Raw genomic sequence first — 16876 nt, 5'->3', positions numbered from 1 at the left:
GGCCCGTGGGCCTGCGGCGGCGGCCGGGCCAGGTGGCCCGGGCGGGCCCCGCAGGCTCCGGCGCCCCGGCGCTGTGGCCACCCCGCTCGGCGAACGGTCCGCCCGGAACCTGCCGCCGGACGGCCGTCGGCCGGTCGCCGGCCCCCCGGGGTGAACGCCGCGCACCGCCTCCAGGTCACGCCCGGCGACGGGTGCGGCCCGTCGAGCCCGGCCCGCCGGGCGGTCGTGCCGCAGCCGTCGAGCCGTCACGGTCGGGCCGTCACCGGGCTGCCACCAGGGCGGCGCGGTCTCGCCGTCGGGTGGTGGCGGCTGCGTCCCGGCCCGCGGCCTGCCGTGCAACCCGCCCCGGCCCGGCATCGTATGCCTGGTCGAGTGGGCGGTGGCCGTCGAACCGGTGCCCGACCGCGGTCAGGATACGGTGCGGGGGTCGCGGCGCCCGCACCCGGTGACCCCGTGAGCCGCGACCTGACCGCTGTGACCAGCAGAGACCGAGGAGTTGCATGTCCACCGTCAGCCGGCTGCCCGGGATTGTTACGACCGACCACGTCTTCCAGGCCCCTCTCGACCACGCCGACCCGCAGGGCGAGCAGATCGAGGTGTACGCCCGCGAGGTGGTGGCCGCCGGCCGCGAGCAGGCCGACCTGCCCTGGCTGGTCTTCCTCCAGGGCGGGCCCGGCGGCAAGGCCGCCCGCCCGCTCGGCCGCGACGCCTGGCTGGAACGCGCCCTCGACGACTACCGAGTGCTCCTGCTCGACCAGCGCGGCACCGGTCGCTCCACACCCGCGACCCGGCAGACCCTCGCCCGGCGCGGCGGTGCCCAGGAGCAGGCTGACTACCTGGCGCACTTCCGTGCGGACTCGATCGTGCGGGACGCCGAGCTGATCCGCCACCAGTTGCTCGGCGCGGACCGACGCTGGAGCGTGCTCGGCCAGAGCTTCGGCGGCTTCTGCACCCTCACCTACCTCTCCTTCGCCCCCGAGGGCCTGGCCGAGGCCTTCATCACCGGAGGCCTGTCCGGCCTCGGCAGCTCGGCGGACGACGTCTACCGCGCCGCCTACCCGCGGGTGGTCCACAAGAACGAGGACCACTACGCCAGGTTCCCGCAGGACGTCGAGGCGGTACGGCGGATCGCCGCGCACCTCGCCGCCGCCCCCGCGACGCTGCCCGACGGCGGACTGCTGACCGTCGAGGCGTTCCAGGCCCTCGGGCTGATGCTCGGCGGCGGCAGCGGCTCCGGCACCCTGCACTACCTGCTGGAGGAGGCCTGGGTGGACGGCGCGGCCGGCCCCGAGCTGTCCGACACCTTCCTGGCCGGTGTCCAGGCCAAGCTCTCCTTCGCGGAGGGCCCCCTGTACGCCGTGCTGCACGAGTCGATCTACGGCCAGCGCTCGGTGGACCAGGGCGGCACCGCCTGGTCGGCCGAGCGGGTCCGCAAGGAGTTCCCGCAGTTCGACGCCCGGGCGGCGCTGGACTCCGACGCACCGGTGCTGTTCACCGGGGAGATGATCTACCCCTGGATGTTCGACACCGACCCGGCGCTGCGTCCGCTGAAGGAGACCGCGGACCTGCTGGCCGCCCGCACCGACTGGCCCGACCTGTACGACCCGGCACGACTGGCCGCCAACACCGTCCCCGTCGTGGCGGCGGTCTACCACGACGACATGTACGTGGACACCGCCGACTCGCTGGCGACCGCCCGCGCGGTACGCGGTCTGCGGACCTGGATCACCAACGAGTGGGAGCACGACGGCGTTCGGGCGAGCGGCGGCAAGGTGCTCGACCGCCTGATCAAGCTGGCGCACGGCGAGGCCTAGCGAAGCCCGCCCGGGCCGGGCGGCGAGGCTCCGGACGGCCCCTGGAGGACGCCCGGAGAGGTCAGCGCGCATGGTGGGCTCCCCTCGCCGCCCGCCGGATGCCCCGGCACCGGTGGCGCCCGGCGGCCGACGGTGCGGCGGCGGCCCGGGACACCACCGCCCGACCGAGCCGCAGACCCCGGGCGGACCGCTGCCGGGGCACCGGAGCGCACCCGGGCACCGGCAGCAGGGCGAGCGGGCCCGGACCGTCCGGACGCGGCGCCGGCTCGTCGGGGCCGACCGGGCCTCGCTCGGCCGCCGCCGTGGCCTGAGCCGCCTCCGAGGCCTTCCGACGGGCGGGCCGGCGGCGGCGTGAGGCCCCTGCCGGCCCGGGCAGCCCCGACGGCCCACCGCGGCCCGCCTGGCCGCCACCCGGGCCCTCCGTGGGCGCCGGACCCGGTTCGCCGCCGGGCGCCGGCACGGGCCCGCCCGCCTCGCGCCGCCGACGCTGCGCCTCGACCGCCGCGAGCAGCGCGTCGGGCGTCATGCCGTCGTTCAACGACTCGTACAGCAGCTCGGCCAGCAGGTAGGACGGGTCGAGTCGGAGGACGCGGCCCAGCACGACGCGGGCCGTCGCAGTGTCCCCCGCCACCCAGGAGGCCCAGGCCAGCAGGGTGAGCGGGGCCACCGCGCAGCCCTCGTAGGGCGGCACGGCGCGCCGGGCGAGGAAGCGCCAGAGCCGCTCGGCGGGCGCGAGCTCGGCGGGCCGGGTGTACTCGACTCCGCGATCCCGGGTGAGGCGGTCCCGCAGGGCGACCAGCAGCCGGGCCGCCCGCTCCTCGTCGAGCTCCCGGGCCCCGGCCGCGAACTCGGCGAAGGCCTGGTCGAGCAAGTCGGCGCCCTGCTCCTGGACGACCGCGCCCCCGGAGCCGTCAGCACCGTTGGCGGCCTCGGCCGCCTCGGCCCGGGCGAGCGCCGCACGCTGGGTGTCCGCCCCCGGCGGGCCGATCGGGGCCAGCCCGCCGATGATCGCCTTCCGGCTGCCACGCGGCGCGAGACCGGCGAACGCCGCGGCGGCGGCCGCCGGGCCCGGACCGAGAGCACGGCGGATCGGGTTGCCCGCCGGATCGCAGCACCCGGCGCGGCGGCAGAGGAAGGACCACCAGTGGCCGTCCGAGACGCAGAGCGACTCCTTGACGGCCACCCCCCTGCGCCCGAAGGCCGTGCGGAGGTCGCCCGCCAGCGGCCGCAGACCGTCCACCACCGGAGGGGCGTGCGCCGTGGTCGGATCCTGGCAGAGGTAGAGGAGCACCTGGACCGGCCGCTCGCCGTGGCGCTCGGAGAGGGCGACCAGCAGGGCGGCCGTCTCCTCCGCCGCAGCCGGCCACTGTTCGGGCGACTCCGGGACGTCCGCCCGGATCACTCCGCCCTGGTGCAGGTCGGGGCCCTGGAGGCCGACCGCGACGATGCTGTCGTCCGGGTAGAACCCCAGGAGGTAGGGCAGCAGTTCGGCCATGTCGGCCGGGCCGCGCATGGTGACCGGCCGGTGGCCGGAGGACGGGCCGAGGGACAGGGTGACGCGCTCGTGGTTCATGACGCTCCCGTTGTTCATGACGCTCCGGTTGTCAGCGGCGTTCATGACCGGAAGCGTGACGCAATCCGAGAGACGCACCGGATTTTTCTCTTTTCCTGTGGATAACTCCGCCCTCGTTTTCCGCTTCCCTCATTCGGAGCACGCCGTGCCCACTCCTCCGGGTGATTAGTCGGCGGCCGTTCAGCTGAGGAGCTGATGAAATACATCCGGCCTCCACCTCTCCGCAGCCCCGGCATTCGCCCCATGTCAGCGGCTCGGGGTTACATGGACGCCATGCAGCAGCCCGAGAACCACACCACCGCCACCGCCGACCGCGCCGAGGTCCGGGCGCGGGCCGAGGCCGTCCTGCGCGAGCTCGCCGGGCCAGGTGCCGCCCTGCGCGAGGACCAGTGGACGGCCATCGAGGCCCTCGTGGTCGACCACCGCCGCGCCCTGGTCGTGCAGCGCACCGGCTGGGGGAAGTCCGCGGTCTACTTCATCTCCACCGCCCTGCTCCGGGCCCGGGGCGCCGGGCCGACGGTGATCGTCTCCCCGCTGCTCGCCCTGATGCGCAACCAGGTCGAGTCGGCGGCCCGGGCCGGCATCCACGCCCGGACCATCAACTCGGCCAACACCGACGAGTGGGACGAGATCCAGGCCGAGGTCTCCGCCGGGAAGGTCGACGTCCTGCTGGTCAGCCCCGAGCGGCTGAACAACCCCGACTTCCGCGACCAGGTGCTGCCCAAGCTCGCCGCCTCCACCGGCCTGCTCGTGGTCGACGAGGCCCACTGCATCTCGGACTGGGGCCACGACTTCCGCCCCGACTACCGCCGACTGCGCACAATGCTCGCCGAGCTCCCGCCCGGCGTCCCGGTGCTGGCCACCACCGCCACCGCCAACGCCCGGGTCACCGCGGACGTCGCCGAGCAACTCGGCACCGGCAGCACCGACGAGCACGCCCTGGTGCTGCGCGGGCCCCTCGACCGGGAGAGCCTCACCCTGGGCGTGCTGCCCCTGCCCGACCCGGCGCACCGGCTGGCCTGGCTCGCCGACCACCTCGACCGGCTGCCGGGCTCGGGCATCGTCTACACCCTGACGGTGGCCGCCACCGAGGAGGTGACGACCTTCCTGCGCGAGCGGGGCTTCCCGGTGGCCTCCTACTCCGGCCGCACCGAGGACGCCGAGCGCCGCACCGCCGAGGCCGACCTGCTGGCCAACCGGGTCAAGGCGCTGGTCGCCACCTCCGCGCTGGGCATGGGCTTCGACAAGCCCGACCTGGGCTTCGTCGTGCACCTCGGCTCGCCCAGCTCGCCGATCGCCTACTACCAGCAGGTCGGCCGGGCCGGGCGCGGCGTCGACCGGGCCGAGGTGCTGCTGCTGCCCGGGCGCGAGGACGAGGCGATCTGGCGCTACTTCGCCTCGCTGGCCTTCCCGCCGGAGGAGCAGGTCCGCCGCACCATCGACGCGCTGGCCGAGGCCGGCCGCCCGCTGTCCACCGCCGCGCTGGAGCCCCGGGTGGACCTGCGCCGCACCCGGCTGGAGACCATGCTCAAGGTGCTCGACGTGGACGGCGCCGTCCGCCGGGTCAAGGGCGGCTGGACGGCCACCGGGCAGAGCTGGGCGTACGACACCGCCCGGTACGCCAAGGTCGCGGCCTCCCGCGAGGCCGAGCAGCGGGCGATGCGCGAGTACGCGGCGACCACCGGCTGCCGGATGGAGTTCCTGCGCCGCCAGCTGGACGACGAGCAGGCCCGTCCGTGCGGCCGGTGCGACAACTGCGCGGGGCCGCTGCACACCGCCGAGGTCTCCGCCGAGGCGCTGGAAGCGGCCCGGGCCGCCCTCGGCCGCCCGGGCATCAGCTTCGAGCCGCGCCGGCTCTGGCCCACCGGGATGGACTCCCTCGGCGTGCCCCTCAAGGGCCGGATCCCGGCGGGCGAGCAGGCCGAGAACGGGCGGGCGCTCGGCCGGCTGTCCGACATCGGCTGGGGCAACCGGCTGCGCGCCCTGCTGGCCGAGCAGGCCCCGGACGTACCGGTCCCCGGCGAGGCCGTGGACGCCCTGGTCGCGGTGCTCGCCGACTGGGCCCGCGGCCCCGGCGGCTGGGCCGGGCCCGCGACGGCGGACGGCGCCCGACTGGAGCGGCCGGTCGGCGTGGTGGCCATGGCCTCCTCGACCCGCCCCCAGCTGGTGGGCAGCCTCGGTGCGCGGATCGCCGAGATCGGCCGGCTGCCGCTGCTCGGCCGGATCGAGTACGCCGACGGTCGGCCCCCGCACGGCGCGCGCAGCAACAGCGCCCAGCGACTGCACTCGCTGGCCGGCGCGCTGACGCTGCCGCCGGAGGTGGCGCAGGCGGTGGCCGAGGCCGGCGGGCCGGTGCTGCTGGTGGACGACCTCGTCGACTCGGGCTGGACGGTCACCGTGGCCGCCAGGCTGCTGCGCCGTGCCGGGGCGAGCGCGGTGTTGCCCCTGGTGCTGGCCGTGCAGGGGTGACCGGGCGGCAGTGGGCCGCCATTCCACCCATCACTCGAATGGCCTAACGAAGGGAGAAAGCAGCCCACTCGCGAACACGCGGGACGCCGGAGCGGGGAAAGGAGTGGTCACCGTGGCGATGGCGGTTCACCTGACCCCGCACACGGTCTGGATCAAGGTCCGACGCCGCCCGAACGACGCTCGGAGCGCGGTGGAACATATCCGGCGGAACGTGGGCTTTCGGGTGGCGTTCATCGTTTCATCGTTGCCGCTCCACCCCGGATACCGCGAGAATTGGCGCGTACCCGAAACCCTGTCCGCTGGACCCGGCCTTCGGCGTACCCACGTACCCGCGTGCCAGTGGGTCAGGAAGGAGGATCGTGATCAACGGTATCGGCCGAGGTCAGCATCCCCTCGCCCGGAGTTCGGCGCCCAGACGGCTGCTGGACCTGGAGACCTGGACCGCCTCGGGGATCCCGTTGCTGCGCGACCCGCGCGAGTTCGTCGTGGAACTGCACCAGCGCCACCTGCCCCAGCCGGGCACGGTCGTGATCGCCGTCCTCAACGCGCTGCACCACGTGTCCGCCTCGGCCTCGTTCACGCCCTGGCCACACGACACCGACGGCTGGCAGCACCGCAACGCCCTGCTCACGCACCTGCGCCAGATCACCCCGCACGACCTGCGGCTGGCCGAACCGACCCGCACGGCCGTGCTGTTGCGCTGCCGCGAGGGCGCGCCCGGCTGGACCGAGCAGGACGGCGCCTGGATGTGGGCGCTGCGGGACGCGGCCGGCCTGCACGGTCTGCGCTGCGGCTCGTACATCGGGCTCACCCCGGCGGGCTGGCACGTCCTCGGGGACGGCCGGAGCGGGCGCGATCCGCACGCGGGCTCGTGGGCGGACGGGGTGGTGCACACCGTCACGGAACTGCCACCGCGCTCGGCGCTGGACGCCCCGCGCGGCCAGCGCGCCCGGCACCAGGCGGCCGAACGGGCCCAGCACGCCCGGCAGTCCGAGCACCCGTGGCCCCCGGCGCGGGTCGCCGCCGTCCAGCCGGCCCGGCGCACCGGCACCCGCTGAACCCGCTGAACCCGCCGACACCCACGGGCCGGCCCGCGCCCCGGACCGTACGCTCTCGCCGCCACCGGGGTACGACGGACCCCGGGCCCGGCACCGTGCGGCGCCGGGCCCGGGGTGGCTCGGTCGTGGTCAGGCGCCGATCGAACGGCCGGGCGTGGTTCCGGCGGCCCCGGTGACGACCGGGCCTGCGTCGCCGCAGACCACGAGCAACGCGGTCGTGTGGCCGAGCGCCTTGGCGTGGGCCTCGGCGGCCCGGGCGGCCGTCCCGCCATTGACCACCAGGACGACCACCTCCCGGCGCACCGGGCGGGTCAGCGCGACGTCCGCGTAGAACACGTCCCCGCCCTCGGCGAGCTGCGCCCAGTAGCGCTCCTCACCGAAGGAGAGTTCGTGCTGCTGCCAGGGGTGCGCCTCGCCGACCGTCAGCACCAGGATGTCGCCCGGATTGCGGCCGGCGTCCAGCAGCCGGTCGACCGCGTCGTCCGCGCGTTCCAGCGCCTGCGCCGGGGTGGCGGCGAGGCGCTGGATCTCGACCTGTGGTTCGGCGCCGCCCGAACGGCGCTGCGCCGGCGAGGGCTTGGGGATCAGGCGCGGCGGACCGGAGCGGTCGGCGCGCGGGGGTGCCGGACGCGGCGGTGCCGGACGGGGCCCGGGCACCGGAGCGGCGGCGACGGTGGTGGGTGCGGTGGAAGAAGCGCCGCCGTTGGCAGGCGCGCGGAGGGCTTGTGCGTCCGACTCGCGGGGGAAGGGAACGCCGGGGCCCGGGAGGCTCTCGTGAATCTCCGACTCCTCGGGGAAGACAGGCATACCCGGATATCTATCAAATGCCGCTCGAACACGCACGCGCACCCCACCCATTGGGCACCGCACACCCACCGCCCCACCCAGGCAATTCCAGACGGACCGTCAGAAACCGAGCGTCAACTGTTCGTCGGCGGAGCCTTCGGCCGCACCCGCGACGTCCCGGACGCGCTTCAGGTGCCGCCACTTCGGCAGCGCGTCCAGGTATGCCCAGGAGAGCCGGTGATGCCCGGTGGGTCCGAACTCCTCCAGCGCGGCGCGGTGCACCGGGGACGGGTAGCCGGCGTTGTCCGCGAAGCCGTATTCCGGGCATTCCTCGCCGAGTTCGGCCATCAGCCCGTCGCGGTGGACCTTGGCGAGCACCGAGGCGGCGGAGACGCAGATGCAGGACTGGTCGCCCTTGATCACCGTGCGCACCCGCCAGGGGCCGCCCAGGTAGTCGTGCTTGCCGTCCAGGATCACCGCGTCGGGCTCGACCGGCAGCGCCTCCAGCGCGCGGACGGCGGCCAGCCGCAGCGCCGCCGTCATGCCGAGTTCGTCGCACTCCTGCGGCGAGGCATGGCCGAGCGCGTAGGCGGTGACCCAGTCGGCGAGGAGCGGGGCGAGCGCGCGGCGGCGCAGTTCGGTGAGCAGCTTGGAGTCGGTCAGCCCCTCCGGGGCCCTGCGCAGGCCGGTGACGGCCGCGCCCACGGTGACCGGGCCGGCCCAGGCGCCGCGCCCGACCTCGTCCAGGCCGACGACGATCTTGGCGCCGGCCCGGCGGAGCGAGCGCTCGACGGAGTGCGTCGGCGGGACGATGGGCATCGCGAGTTCCGTTCGGCGGAGGGGCAGCCCGTTCAGCCGGGCAGCATCCAGCCTAAGCCCCGCCGCCCAGCCTTCCGGGCCGGCCGCCGGCAGCCCCGCCTGCGGAGCCGCAACCGCAGCCGCAGCCGCTCTCAGGCGCGGATCAGCGGGTACAGCACCTCGTCCAGCAGCCGGGCCCCGAAGTCCGGCCCCATGTTCTCCCGGCCGCAGATCTTCACCTGGTACAGCAGCATCGCCGGGACGACGTCCGCGACCAGCGCGGTGGCCGCGCCAGGCCGGACATCGCCCCGGTCGGCGCCGCGGCGCAGGATCGCCAGGATGGTCTCCTTGGTCGGCTCGATCACCCGCTGGCCGATGAAGTCCTTGAACACCTCGGCCCGTTCATGGTCGATCTCGCCCATCAGCGTCTGGATCGCGGCGCCCGTCGGGGAGTTCATCGCGCCCATGAACAGCTCGATGAGCTGCCGCAATTCGAGATCCGCGGACCCGAGGTCGGGGGTGTCGTAGGGGCGTGGGAGAGTGGCGTCCAGGGCGTCGATGACCAGTTCGTCCTTGGATGCCCAGCGCCGGTAGAGCGCGGCCTTCCCGGTCCGCGCCGCGCCGGCGACGCCTTCCATCGTGAGCCGCGCGTATCCGCCGGAGGTGAGCTGGTCGATCGTGGCCGCGAAGATCGCGTCCTCCAGTTCCTTCCCCCGGCGCCGCACCGGCCGCGCGAGGGCCGCGCGGGCGACCCGCATCGGGCAGTGAGCCGCCGGCTCGGGCGCCGCCCCCGGTGGCGCTGGGGGTGACGGGGGCACGTCCACCGCCTCAAGCGGTCGGGCGCCCGCCCGCCCGGCCGCCCGGTCCGCCGTGAGGCGCCGCACCAACCGATCCATCGCCACCATCCTTAGGGAACGCTTGCGTTCACAATCAGGCCCAGGATATCGTCCACATTAGTGAACGATCCCGTTCCTTCCTAGCCCGCGCCAGACCGTGGGCTCACGCCGGACCAGTCGGTCCGCAGCGTACGAAGCACGCAGCCAGGCACATAGCCAGCAGGGGGCACAATCGTGGCTATCTCCGACACGATCACCAAGAACTCACCACCACAGAGCAGTAAGGGCCGGGGCAAGGGCATCACCCTGACCGTCATCGCGGCCACGCAGTTGATGGTGGTGCTCGACGCCACCATCGTGAACATCGCGTTGCCGCAGATCAGGGACGCGCTGAACTTCTCGACCACCAACCTGTCGTGGGTCATCAACGCCTACACGCTGACCTTCGGCGGGCTGCTGCTGCTCGGCGGGCGCGCGGGCGACATCCTCGGCCGCCGCAGGGTGTTCATCTTCGGAACCCTGCTGTTCGGCTTCGCCTCCCTGCTGGGCGGCTTCGCCCAGGACGGCGGGATGTTGCTGGCCGCCCGCGCGCTCCAGGGCATCGGCGGCGCGATCTGCTCACCGACGGCATTCGCCCTGATCGCCACCAACTTCGAGGAAGGGCCGGAACGCAACAAGGCGTTCGGCGTCTTCTCGGCGGTGGCCGGGTCCGGTGCCGCGATCGGCCTGCTGGCCGGCGGCCTGCTCACCGAGTACCTGGACTGGCGCTGGGTCTTCTTCGTCAACGTGCCGATCGCGGCGCTGATCGCGCTCGCCGCACCGCGCTACATCGCCGAGTCCGAGCGCCACGCGGGCCGCTTCGACCTGCCGGGCGCACTCACCTCGACGCTCGGCCTGGTCGGCCTGGTCTACGGGTTCATCCGGGCCGCCTCGGACGGCTGGTCGGACAGCATCACTCTCGGTTCCTTCGCCGGCGGTGTGCTGCTGCTCGCCGCGTTCGTCGTGATCGAGAACCGCACCGACCAGCCGATCACCCCGCTGCACCTGCTCGCCAACCGCAACCGCACCGGCGGCCTGGTGATGATGCTCTGCCTGGCCGCGGCCATGTTCGGCATCTTCTTCTACATCACGCTCTTCGTGCAGGGCCCGCTCGGCTACAGCCCGCTGAAGGCCGGCGTCTCCTTCCTCCCGATCAGCGTGTCGATCATCATCGCCGCGCAGCTCGCCTCCAGCCTCCAGGCCAAGTACGGCCCGAAGCCGTTCATGGCGGGCGGCGCCCTGCTGGTCACCGTCGGCCTCACCTGGCTGACCCAGATGAGCAAGGACAGCGGCTACCTGGACGGGGTGCTCGGCCCCACGGTCATCTTCGGCTTCGGCATGGGCCTGATCTTCGTCCCGGTGATGCTGCTCGCGGTCGCGGGCGTCCCCGGTCAGGAGACCGGCGCCGCATCCGGCCTGCTGAACTCCATGCAGCAGATCGGTGGTTCGCTCGGGCTGTCGATCCTGACCACGGTCTTCGCGCACTACGCCACCGCCGAGGGCAAGCTCCAGCAGCCGAAGTTCCTCCAGTCGGCCACTCCGGACCAGCTGGCCTACCTCCAGCAGCACCACGAGTTCCCGAAGGGCACCGACGCCGCCAACTCGGTCCTCACCCAGGGGATTTCGCACGGCTTCATCGTGGGCGCCGTGCTCGCCGGGCTGGCCCTGGTGGTCTCGGTCTTCGTGATCAAGGCCAAGGCCAGCGACCTGCCGAGCGGGGCCTCCGGCGTCGCGATGCACTGAGCCCGACCAGGGCACACCAGACCGGGCCGGCCGGGAGCAGCACGCTCCCGGCCGGCCCGGCCGCGTTTCCCGGCCTCGCACCGGCCTCGTACCGGCCTCGTACCGGCCTCGCACCGGCTCCGCACCGGCCCCGCCCCGAACGAAGGCCCCCGAGACGGACGCAGGCGTCAGGCCCGGCGTCAGGGCCAGAGGTCCTGGTACCTCATCCCGGCCCGCTCACAGGAGGTGCGCCCCTCCTCCAGCTGGTCCACCAGCGGCCGTTGCGCCAGGATCTCCCGGGCCCGGGCGGCGGAGGCGCTGGTCGCGTACCAGGGCTGCCCCGGGTGGCTCTCCAGTCCGGCGCGGATCAGCTGCAGCGCGCAGGTCCGCTGGGCGGCGGGGAGCCGGTCCAGGGCGGGGGCGGCGTCCGGCGAGAGGTCCCGGACGTTGCGCAGGTCGATCCGGGAGGTCCGCTCGAAGCGGGCGACGTTCTGCTCGGCGATGATCGCGTCCGGGCCCATCAGCCCGTACACCGCCGCCGTGAGCATGCCGCTGAGGACGACGACGCGGGGCAGCCAGCCCGCCGAGCGGGTCAGCCCGGCGGTGATCAGCAGCAGCAGGACGATGCCGAGCCAGCCCTCGACCACCAGCACCCAGAGCCGCAGCCTGGTCAGTCCGGAGGCGTCGACGTAGAACCACATCCGGCCGAGCGCCGAGGCGACCACGACCAGGGCGAGCACGCAGAGCGCACCGAGCAGGGTCCGCGCCACCCGGCGGTCGGCGGGCGTGCTGCGCGGGGCCCAGCGCTTGGCGACCGCCACCACGACCAGGGTGAGCGCGGTGATCGCGCTCAGCTGCCAGAAGCCCTGCCGGGCGTACTCGGAGCGGCTCATCCCGGTGTTGCGCAGGACGGCGTCGGCACCACCGAGCACCACCAGTGCCTGGATCACCGCGAAGGCGCCGAACATCAGGTTGAGCGCGACCAGCGGCAGCGCCCACTCCAGTCGGCGGCGGGCCCGGCCCGGCCGGACGACCGTACGGTCCCAGCGCCGGGGCCCGGCTGCGATGTGGGCGAAGCCCAGGGCGGTGAACGCCCCCAGGACGAACAGCACCGCGCGCAGCGGGAGCCCGCCGAGGTCGAGACTGGGGCTGAGGCTGCCCAGCAGGTCCGCCATGGCGGCGTCCGCACCGGCGAACAGCAGGCCGAAGACGGTCAGCAGGACGGCGGCGACCGCGAGCGCCTTGAGCACCGGGACGATCCGGCCCCGGTGGGGCAGGCTCCGGCCGCGCAGCCCGTCCCTCAGCCAGAGCGCGCCGGGCGGCAGCTGCCAGAGGACGGCGGGCAGGGGGAGGAGGACGCCCGCCCAGCGGCGGCCGCCGTGCAGCGCGAGCGAGGCCAGGCCGAGCGCGCACCCGATGGACAGCGTCACCGGCCAGCCCGCCTCCCAGAGCGCCGGGACGGCGAGCAGGGCGACGGCGAGCAGGCTCCACACCACCGTCCAGGGCCGGATCCGGCGGCCCGCCGACCGGGCGGCGAGACCGGCCGCGGCAGCGGTGGCCCCGGCGCAGATCAGCAGGTTGACGCCCACGCCGTCGAACAGCAGCCAGGCCGTCAGCAGGCCGGTGAGTAGCGCCAGGAGGAGGACCCGGGGCGTGGCGGCCGCCCTGCGCTCGGGGTCACTCGGGCGCAGCCACCCGTGCGGCGGCGGCGCGGACACGCCGGACCCCCAAGGCGTCGCGGGTCCGGGCGCCGGTGGCAGGTCGGCCGGGGCGGGCGTGGACGGGCCGGACATGAGTCCCCCTCGATGGTCGGCGGGCATGCGGAAGCCGCCCTTGGGGCAGTCCGTCGTCGGGCGCGCTCGGCGCCGCGGCTGCAGCCGACTGTAGAGCATTCTGAACAGGTTCAAAAATCAGTTCTGAACAAGTTCAGAAAATTCGGCCCGCCTCCCCGCCACCGCTCCCGCAGCCCTCCCGCACCGCTCCCGCAGCCCCTCCACCACCCCTCCGTCACCCCTTCACCGACCCCGCCAGCAGGCCCCGGACGAAGTACCGCTGCAAGCTGAAGAAGACGATCAGCGGGACGATGATCGACAGGAACGCCCCGGCCGTCAGCAGCTCCCACCGTCCGCCGAAGGACCCGGACAGCTGCGCCAGCCGGACCGTCATCGGCGCCACCTCCGGCGTACCGCCCGCGAAGGTCAGCGCGACCAGCAGGTCGTTCCAGACCCACAGGAACTGGAAGATCGCGAACGAGGCCAGCGCCGGGGTGCACAGCGGCAGCACGATCGAACGGAAGATCTTGAAGTGCGAGGCCCCGTCCACCACCGCCGCCTCCATCAGGTCCCGCGGCAACTGGGCGATGAAGTTGTGCAGCAGGAACACCGCCAGCGGCAGCGCGAACATGGTGTGCGCCAGCCACACCGGCGCGTAGCTGCCCTTCAGGTCCACCGCCGGGATCAGCGTCAGCGAGCCCAGGTGCGCGCCGCCGGAGAAGAGCCGCAGCAGCGGGATCAGCGCCATCTGGATCGGCACCACCTGGAGCGCGAACACCCCGAAGAACACCGTGTCGCTCCCCCGGAACCGCACCCAGGCCAGCCCGTACGCCGCCATCGCCGCCAGCACCAGCGGGAACAGGGTGGCCGGGACGCTGATCGCCAGCGAGTTCACCAGGAACGGCATCAGCCCGGTGGAGACGCCGGAGCCGCCCTCGAACAGCACCGTGTGGTAGTTGCCCAGGCCCAGGTCCGGGTGGAGGAAGGCGTTCCACCAGCCGTTCGCCGTCACGTCCTGCTTGGGGCGCAGCGAGGTCACCAGCAGGCCCACCGTCGGGATCGTCCACAGGACGGTCACCGCGATCACGAAGACCGAGGCCAGCGGGCTGCTGAAGGCCTTCCGGACCGGGCTTCCGTGCGGCGCGCTCATCGCGCGGGCCGGCCTGTCGTGCGGTGCGCTCATCGGACCCCACGCTCCTTCCGCAGCTGGACGATGTTGTAGGCCACCAACGGCAGCACGGCGAGGAAGAGGATCACCGCGAGGGCACTGCCCCGCCCGGTGTCGAACTGCACGAAGGACTGCGAGTACATCTCGTTGGCCAGCACCTGGGTGCCGAAGTTGCCGCCGGTCATGGTGCGGACGATGTCGAAGGCCTTCAGCGTGATGATCATGATGGTGGTCAGCACCACCACCACCGTGGTGCGGATCATCGGCACCGTGACGTACCAGAACAGCCGCACCCCCTGCGCGCCGTCCAGCCGGGCCGCCTCGGTGACCTCGTCGGGGATCGCCTTGATCGCCGCCGACAGCACCACCAGCGCGAAGCCCGTCTGCACCCAGACCATCACCGCCATCAGCAGGAAGGTGTTCAGCGGCTGCGAGAGCATCCAGTTCGGCGGGTCGTCCCAGCCCACCGCGATGGCGAGTTGGCTCAGCAGGCCGATCTGCGACTGGCCCGGTCCGCGCGACTCGTAGACGAACTTGAAGATGATCGAGGCGCCGACCAGCGAGATCGCCATCGGCATGAAGATCAGCGACTTGTACACCGCCTGACCGCGCATCCGGTCCACCAGCAGCGCCAGCACCAGGCCCAGGCCGGTCGCCGCCAACGGCGCGACCACCAGCCAGAGCAACGTGTTGACCAGCACCTTCTGCACCGAGTCGGTGGTGAACGCCCAGCCGAAGTTCTCGCCGCCGACGAACCCGCTGCCGTCGGCGTTCTGCAGGCTCAGATAAACCGTGCGGATCAGCGGCACGACCAGGCCCACCAGCAGCAGCACCGCGGCCGGGCCGAGGAACACCACCACCGACAGCGGGCGGGAGAGCCGGCCCCGGGCCCGGCCCGCCGCGAAGAAGACCAGCAGCAGGATGCCGAGGAAGCCCGCGACGGCGCCGAGGCTGTTGCCGAACTTGACCGCCGCGTCACCCCAGGAGCCGGTGGCGAGCGCGGTGACCGGTGAAGGGGTCCCGGGTACGGACATGACGGTGCGTCCCTCCTGTTCTGGTGGGAAGGGGCGGGCGGTGCGGGTGGGTGGCCCCGCACCGCCCTCGACAGGTGGTCCTGAACGGCGCCCGGCCGGGCCCGGCCCGAGTCCGGCCCGACGCCCACCACGGCCGGGCGCCTGCTGCGGGCGTCCGCCCACTGCGGGCGTCTGCCCACTGCAGCCGGGCGCCCACTGCGGGCGTGCGGCTACTGCGGGCGTGCGGCTACTGAGGCCAGGCGGCGTCGATGTCGGCGGCGGTCTTCTGGATCGACTGCCCCTCGGCGAACCAGGCGGTCAGCGACTTCCACTCCTGCCCGGAACCGATGGCGGCCGGCATCAGGTCGGAGCCGTCGAAGCGGAAGGTCGCCGCCGGGTCGGTCAGCGCGTCCGCCGACAGCCGGTCGATCGGGTCGGTGTACAGGCTCTTGTCCACGCCCTGGTTGGCCGAGACCCAGCCCGTCGCGGTCTTCACCCGGCTGCTCGCCCAGTCCGAGCTGGACAGGTAGTTCTGCACCGCCTGCACCTCGGGCCGGCCGGAGAAGGCGGCCAGGAACTCGCCGCCGCCCTCGACCGGGTTGGGGATCGCCGGGTTCACCGCGGGCAGGTGGAAGGCGAACACGTCGCCGTCCGGGCCGACCGTGGTGCCCTTGGGCCACTGCGCCTCGTAGAACGACGCCTGCTGGAGCATGGCGCACTTGCCGGTGAGGATCGGCGCGCCCGCGTCCTGGAAGGTGGTGGTGGCGATCGACTTGACGTCGCCGTAACCGCCGTTGACCCAGGCCGGGTTCTGCATCCAGCCGGCGACGGTCTTCATCGCCGTGGTGATCTTCTCGTCGGAGAACTTCACCTGGTGGCCGACCCACTGGTCGTACACGTCACCGCCGTACGTGCCGAGCACCACCTCCTCCAGCCAGTCGGTGGCCGGCCAGCCGGTGGCCGTGCCCGAGGCGATGCCGCCGCACCAGGGCTTGGCGCCACCGGACTTGGCGATCCGGTCGCTGAGCGCCATCAGGTCCGCCCAGGTCTTCGGCACCTCGAAGCCGCCCGCCTTGAAGGCCTTCGGCGAGTACCAGACCAGCGACTTCATGTTGGCGCTCATCGGCGCCGCGTAGAAGGTGCCGTTGACCGAGCCGTAGGTCTTCCAGATCGGACTCCACCGGTCCTCGTTGGTGACCGTCTGGGCGGGCGGCTTCACCACCTTGCCGCTCTTCACCATCTGCGCCAGCAGGCCCGGCTGCGGGATGATCGCGAAGTCCGGGGCGTTGCCGCCGGCCACCCGGACCGGCAGCTGGGACTCGAAGTCGTTCGAGCCCTCGTAACTGATCTTGATGCCGGTGCACTTGGCGAACTCGGCCCAGGACTTCTCCAGGTTGTCCGACTCCGGGCTGAGGATCGAGGCGAACATCGTCACCGTGGTGCCCGAATGCCCGGCGTACGGCTGGTACTTGGCGCAGTCGCCGGACAGCGACGGGGGCGCCGCGTCACCCCCGCCGCCCGAACCGCCGGAGCTGTTGGAACAGGCCGCGGTCAGGGCCAGCGCCGCGAGCAGGGCGGGTACGACGGCCAAGCGGCGGCCGGAACCGCGGTGACCGGAACTCCTGGACGGCGCGGTCGGGTTGAGGGTCAATGCGGTCCTCCTCGCCAGGGCGTGCTGCCGACGGTGGGCTGAACGACATCGCGCTGTACCGGAGACGGGCCTGCAGAGATCGCGAGCGGGCGACGGACGAACCGATCCGATGACGTTAACGCAGCCGCCAGCCGCCGCCAAGGTCCACGTCGACCTTCATCCGTCGACACCCCGACC

12 protein-coding genes are annotated in these 16876 nt (G+C 73.4%); 4 read left to right on the top strand and 8 right to left on the bottom strand.

The window, feature by feature from the left end; all coding sequences use genetic code 11:
* Positions 1–500 precede the first annotated feature (500 nt).
* Positions 501–1814, top strand: a complete 1314-nt coding sequence (locus ACIQVZ_RS26480) for an alpha/beta fold hydrolase (protein WP_350880115.1) — start codon at positions 501–503, stop codon at positions 1812–1814.
* 61 nt (positions 1815–1875) lie between these two features.
* Here ACIQVZ_RS26480 and ACIQVZ_RS26475 read toward each other — a convergent pair whose 3' ends face one another.
* Positions 1876–3432: a DUF4192 domain-containing protein gene (locus ACIQVZ_RS26475; RefSeq protein WP_402453267.1), complete on the bottom strand. Its 1557-nt coding sequence runs from the start codon at positions 3430–3432 to the stop codon at positions 1876–1878.
* A 228-nt stretch (positions 3433–3660) separates the two neighbouring features.
* Between ACIQVZ_RS26475 and ACIQVZ_RS26470 the strand changes: the two genes are divergently transcribed.
* Positions 3661–5856, top strand: a complete 2196-nt coding sequence (locus tag ACIQVZ_RS26470) for a RecQ family ATP-dependent DNA helicase (protein ID WP_350880119.1) — start codon at positions 3661–3663, stop codon at positions 5854–5856.
* 419 nt (positions 5857–6275) lie between these two features.
* On the top strand, positions 6276–6914 hold the full coding sequence (locus ACIQVZ_RS26465) for a hypothetical protein (RefSeq protein WP_402453293.1): 639 nt from the start codon (positions 6276–6278) through the stop codon (positions 6912–6914).
* 129 nt (positions 6915–7043) lie between these two features.
* Here ACIQVZ_RS26465 and ACIQVZ_RS26460 read toward each other — a convergent pair whose 3' ends face one another.
* The 3 genes from ACIQVZ_RS26460 to ACIQVZ_RS26450 form a co-directional block, all read right to left on the bottom strand.
* Complete coding sequence (locus tag ACIQVZ_RS26460; RefSeq protein ID WP_402453266.1) at positions 7044–7721, bottom strand: hypothetical protein; 678 nt, start codon at positions 7719–7721, stop codon at positions 7044–7046.
* A gap of 99 nt (positions 7722–7820) precedes the next feature.
* Positions 7821–8519, bottom strand: coding sequence for a ribonuclease HII (locus ACIQVZ_RS26455; RefSeq protein WP_350880125.1), 699 nt, complete (start codon positions 8517–8519; stop codon positions 7821–7823).
* 131 nt (positions 8520–8650) lie between these two features.
* A complete protein-coding gene (locus ACIQVZ_RS26450; RefSeq protein ID WP_350880127.1) occupies positions 8651–9256 on the bottom strand; it encodes a TetR/AcrR family transcriptional regulator in 606 nt (201 codons plus the stop codon).
* Between the two features lie 312 nt (positions 9257–9568).
* Between ACIQVZ_RS26450 and ACIQVZ_RS26445 the strand changes: the two genes are divergently transcribed.
* Positions 9569–11116 carry an MFS transporter gene (locus tag ACIQVZ_RS26445; protein ID WP_402453264.1) on the top strand — a complete coding sequence of 516 codons (1548 nt, stop codon included), beginning with the start codon at positions 9569–9571 and terminating at the stop codon, positions 11114–11116.
* A gap of 179 nt (positions 11117–11295) precedes the next feature.
* Here ACIQVZ_RS26445 and ACIQVZ_RS26440 read toward each other — a convergent pair whose 3' ends face one another.
* From ACIQVZ_RS26440 to ACIQVZ_RS26425, 4 genes are all read right to left on the bottom strand, one after another.
* Positions 11296–12813: a DUF4153 domain-containing protein gene (locus ACIQVZ_RS26440; RefSeq protein ID WP_402453263.1), complete on the bottom strand. Its 1518-nt coding sequence runs from the start codon at positions 12811–12813 to the stop codon at positions 11296–11298.
* A 289-nt stretch (positions 12814–13102) separates the two neighbouring features.
* A complete protein-coding gene (locus tag ACIQVZ_RS26435) occupies positions 13103–14050 on the bottom strand; it encodes a carbohydrate ABC transporter permease (RefSeq protein ID WP_350880131.1) in 948 nt (315 codons plus the stop codon).
* Positions 14047–15069 (bottom strand): sugar ABC transporter permease, encoded by a 1023-nt coding sequence (locus tag ACIQVZ_RS26430; protein WP_363623218.1) that lies wholly within the window; start codon positions 15067–15069, stop codon positions 14047–14049. The genes ACIQVZ_RS26435 and ACIQVZ_RS26430 overlap by 4 nt, the downstream gene beginning before the upstream one ends.
* Before the next feature lie 226 nt (positions 15070–15295).
* A complete protein-coding gene (locus tag ACIQVZ_RS26425) occupies positions 15296–16699 on the bottom strand; it encodes an ABC transporter substrate-binding protein (protein WP_402453262.1) in 1404 nt (467 codons plus the stop codon).
* Positions 16700–16876: the final 177 nt, after the last annotated feature.

Source organism: Kitasatospora sp. NPDC098663 (assembly GCF_044760075.1).
Classification (GTDB): Bacteria; Actinomycetota; Actinomycetes; order Streptomycetales; family Streptomycetaceae; genus Kitasatospora.
Note: the sequence above shows the minus strand (reverse complement) of the source record. Positions and strands in the feature narration are given on the sequence as shown.

Bases quoted from the DNA above. Each gene is read 5' to 3' on its own strand.
- ACIQVZ_RS26480 (WP_350880115.1), top strand. From the start codon at position 501: ATGTCCACCGTCAGCCGGCTGCCCGGGATTGTTACGACCGACCACGTC.
- ACIQVZ_RS26455 (WP_350880125.1), bottom strand. From the start codon at position 8,519: ATGCCCATCGTCCCGCCGACGCACTCCGTCGAGCGCTCGCTCCGCCGG.
- ACIQVZ_RS26460 (WP_402453266.1), bottom strand. From the start codon at position 7,721: ATGCCTGTCTTCCCCGAGGAGTCGGAGATTCACGAGAGCCTCCCGGGC.
- ACIQVZ_RS26450 (WP_350880127.1), bottom strand. From the start codon at position 9,256: ATGCGGGTCGCCCGCGCGGCCCTCGCGCGGCCGGTGCGGCGCCGGGGG.
- ACIQVZ_RS26435 (WP_350880131.1), bottom strand. From the start codon at position 14,050: ATGAGCGCACCGCACGACAGGCCGGCCCGCGCGATGAGCGCGCCGCAC.
- ACIQVZ_RS26475 (WP_402453267.1), bottom strand. From the start codon at position 3,432: ATGAACGCCGCTGACAACCGGAGCGTCATGAACAACGGGAGCGTCATG.
- ACIQVZ_RS26430 (WP_363623218.1), bottom strand. From the start codon at position 15,069: ATGTCCGTACCCGGGACCCCTTCACCGGTCACCGCGCTCGCCACCGGC.
- ACIQVZ_RS26470 (WP_350880119.1), top strand. From the start codon at position 3,661: ATGCAGCAGCCCGAGAACCACACCACCGCCACCGCCGACCGCGCCGAG.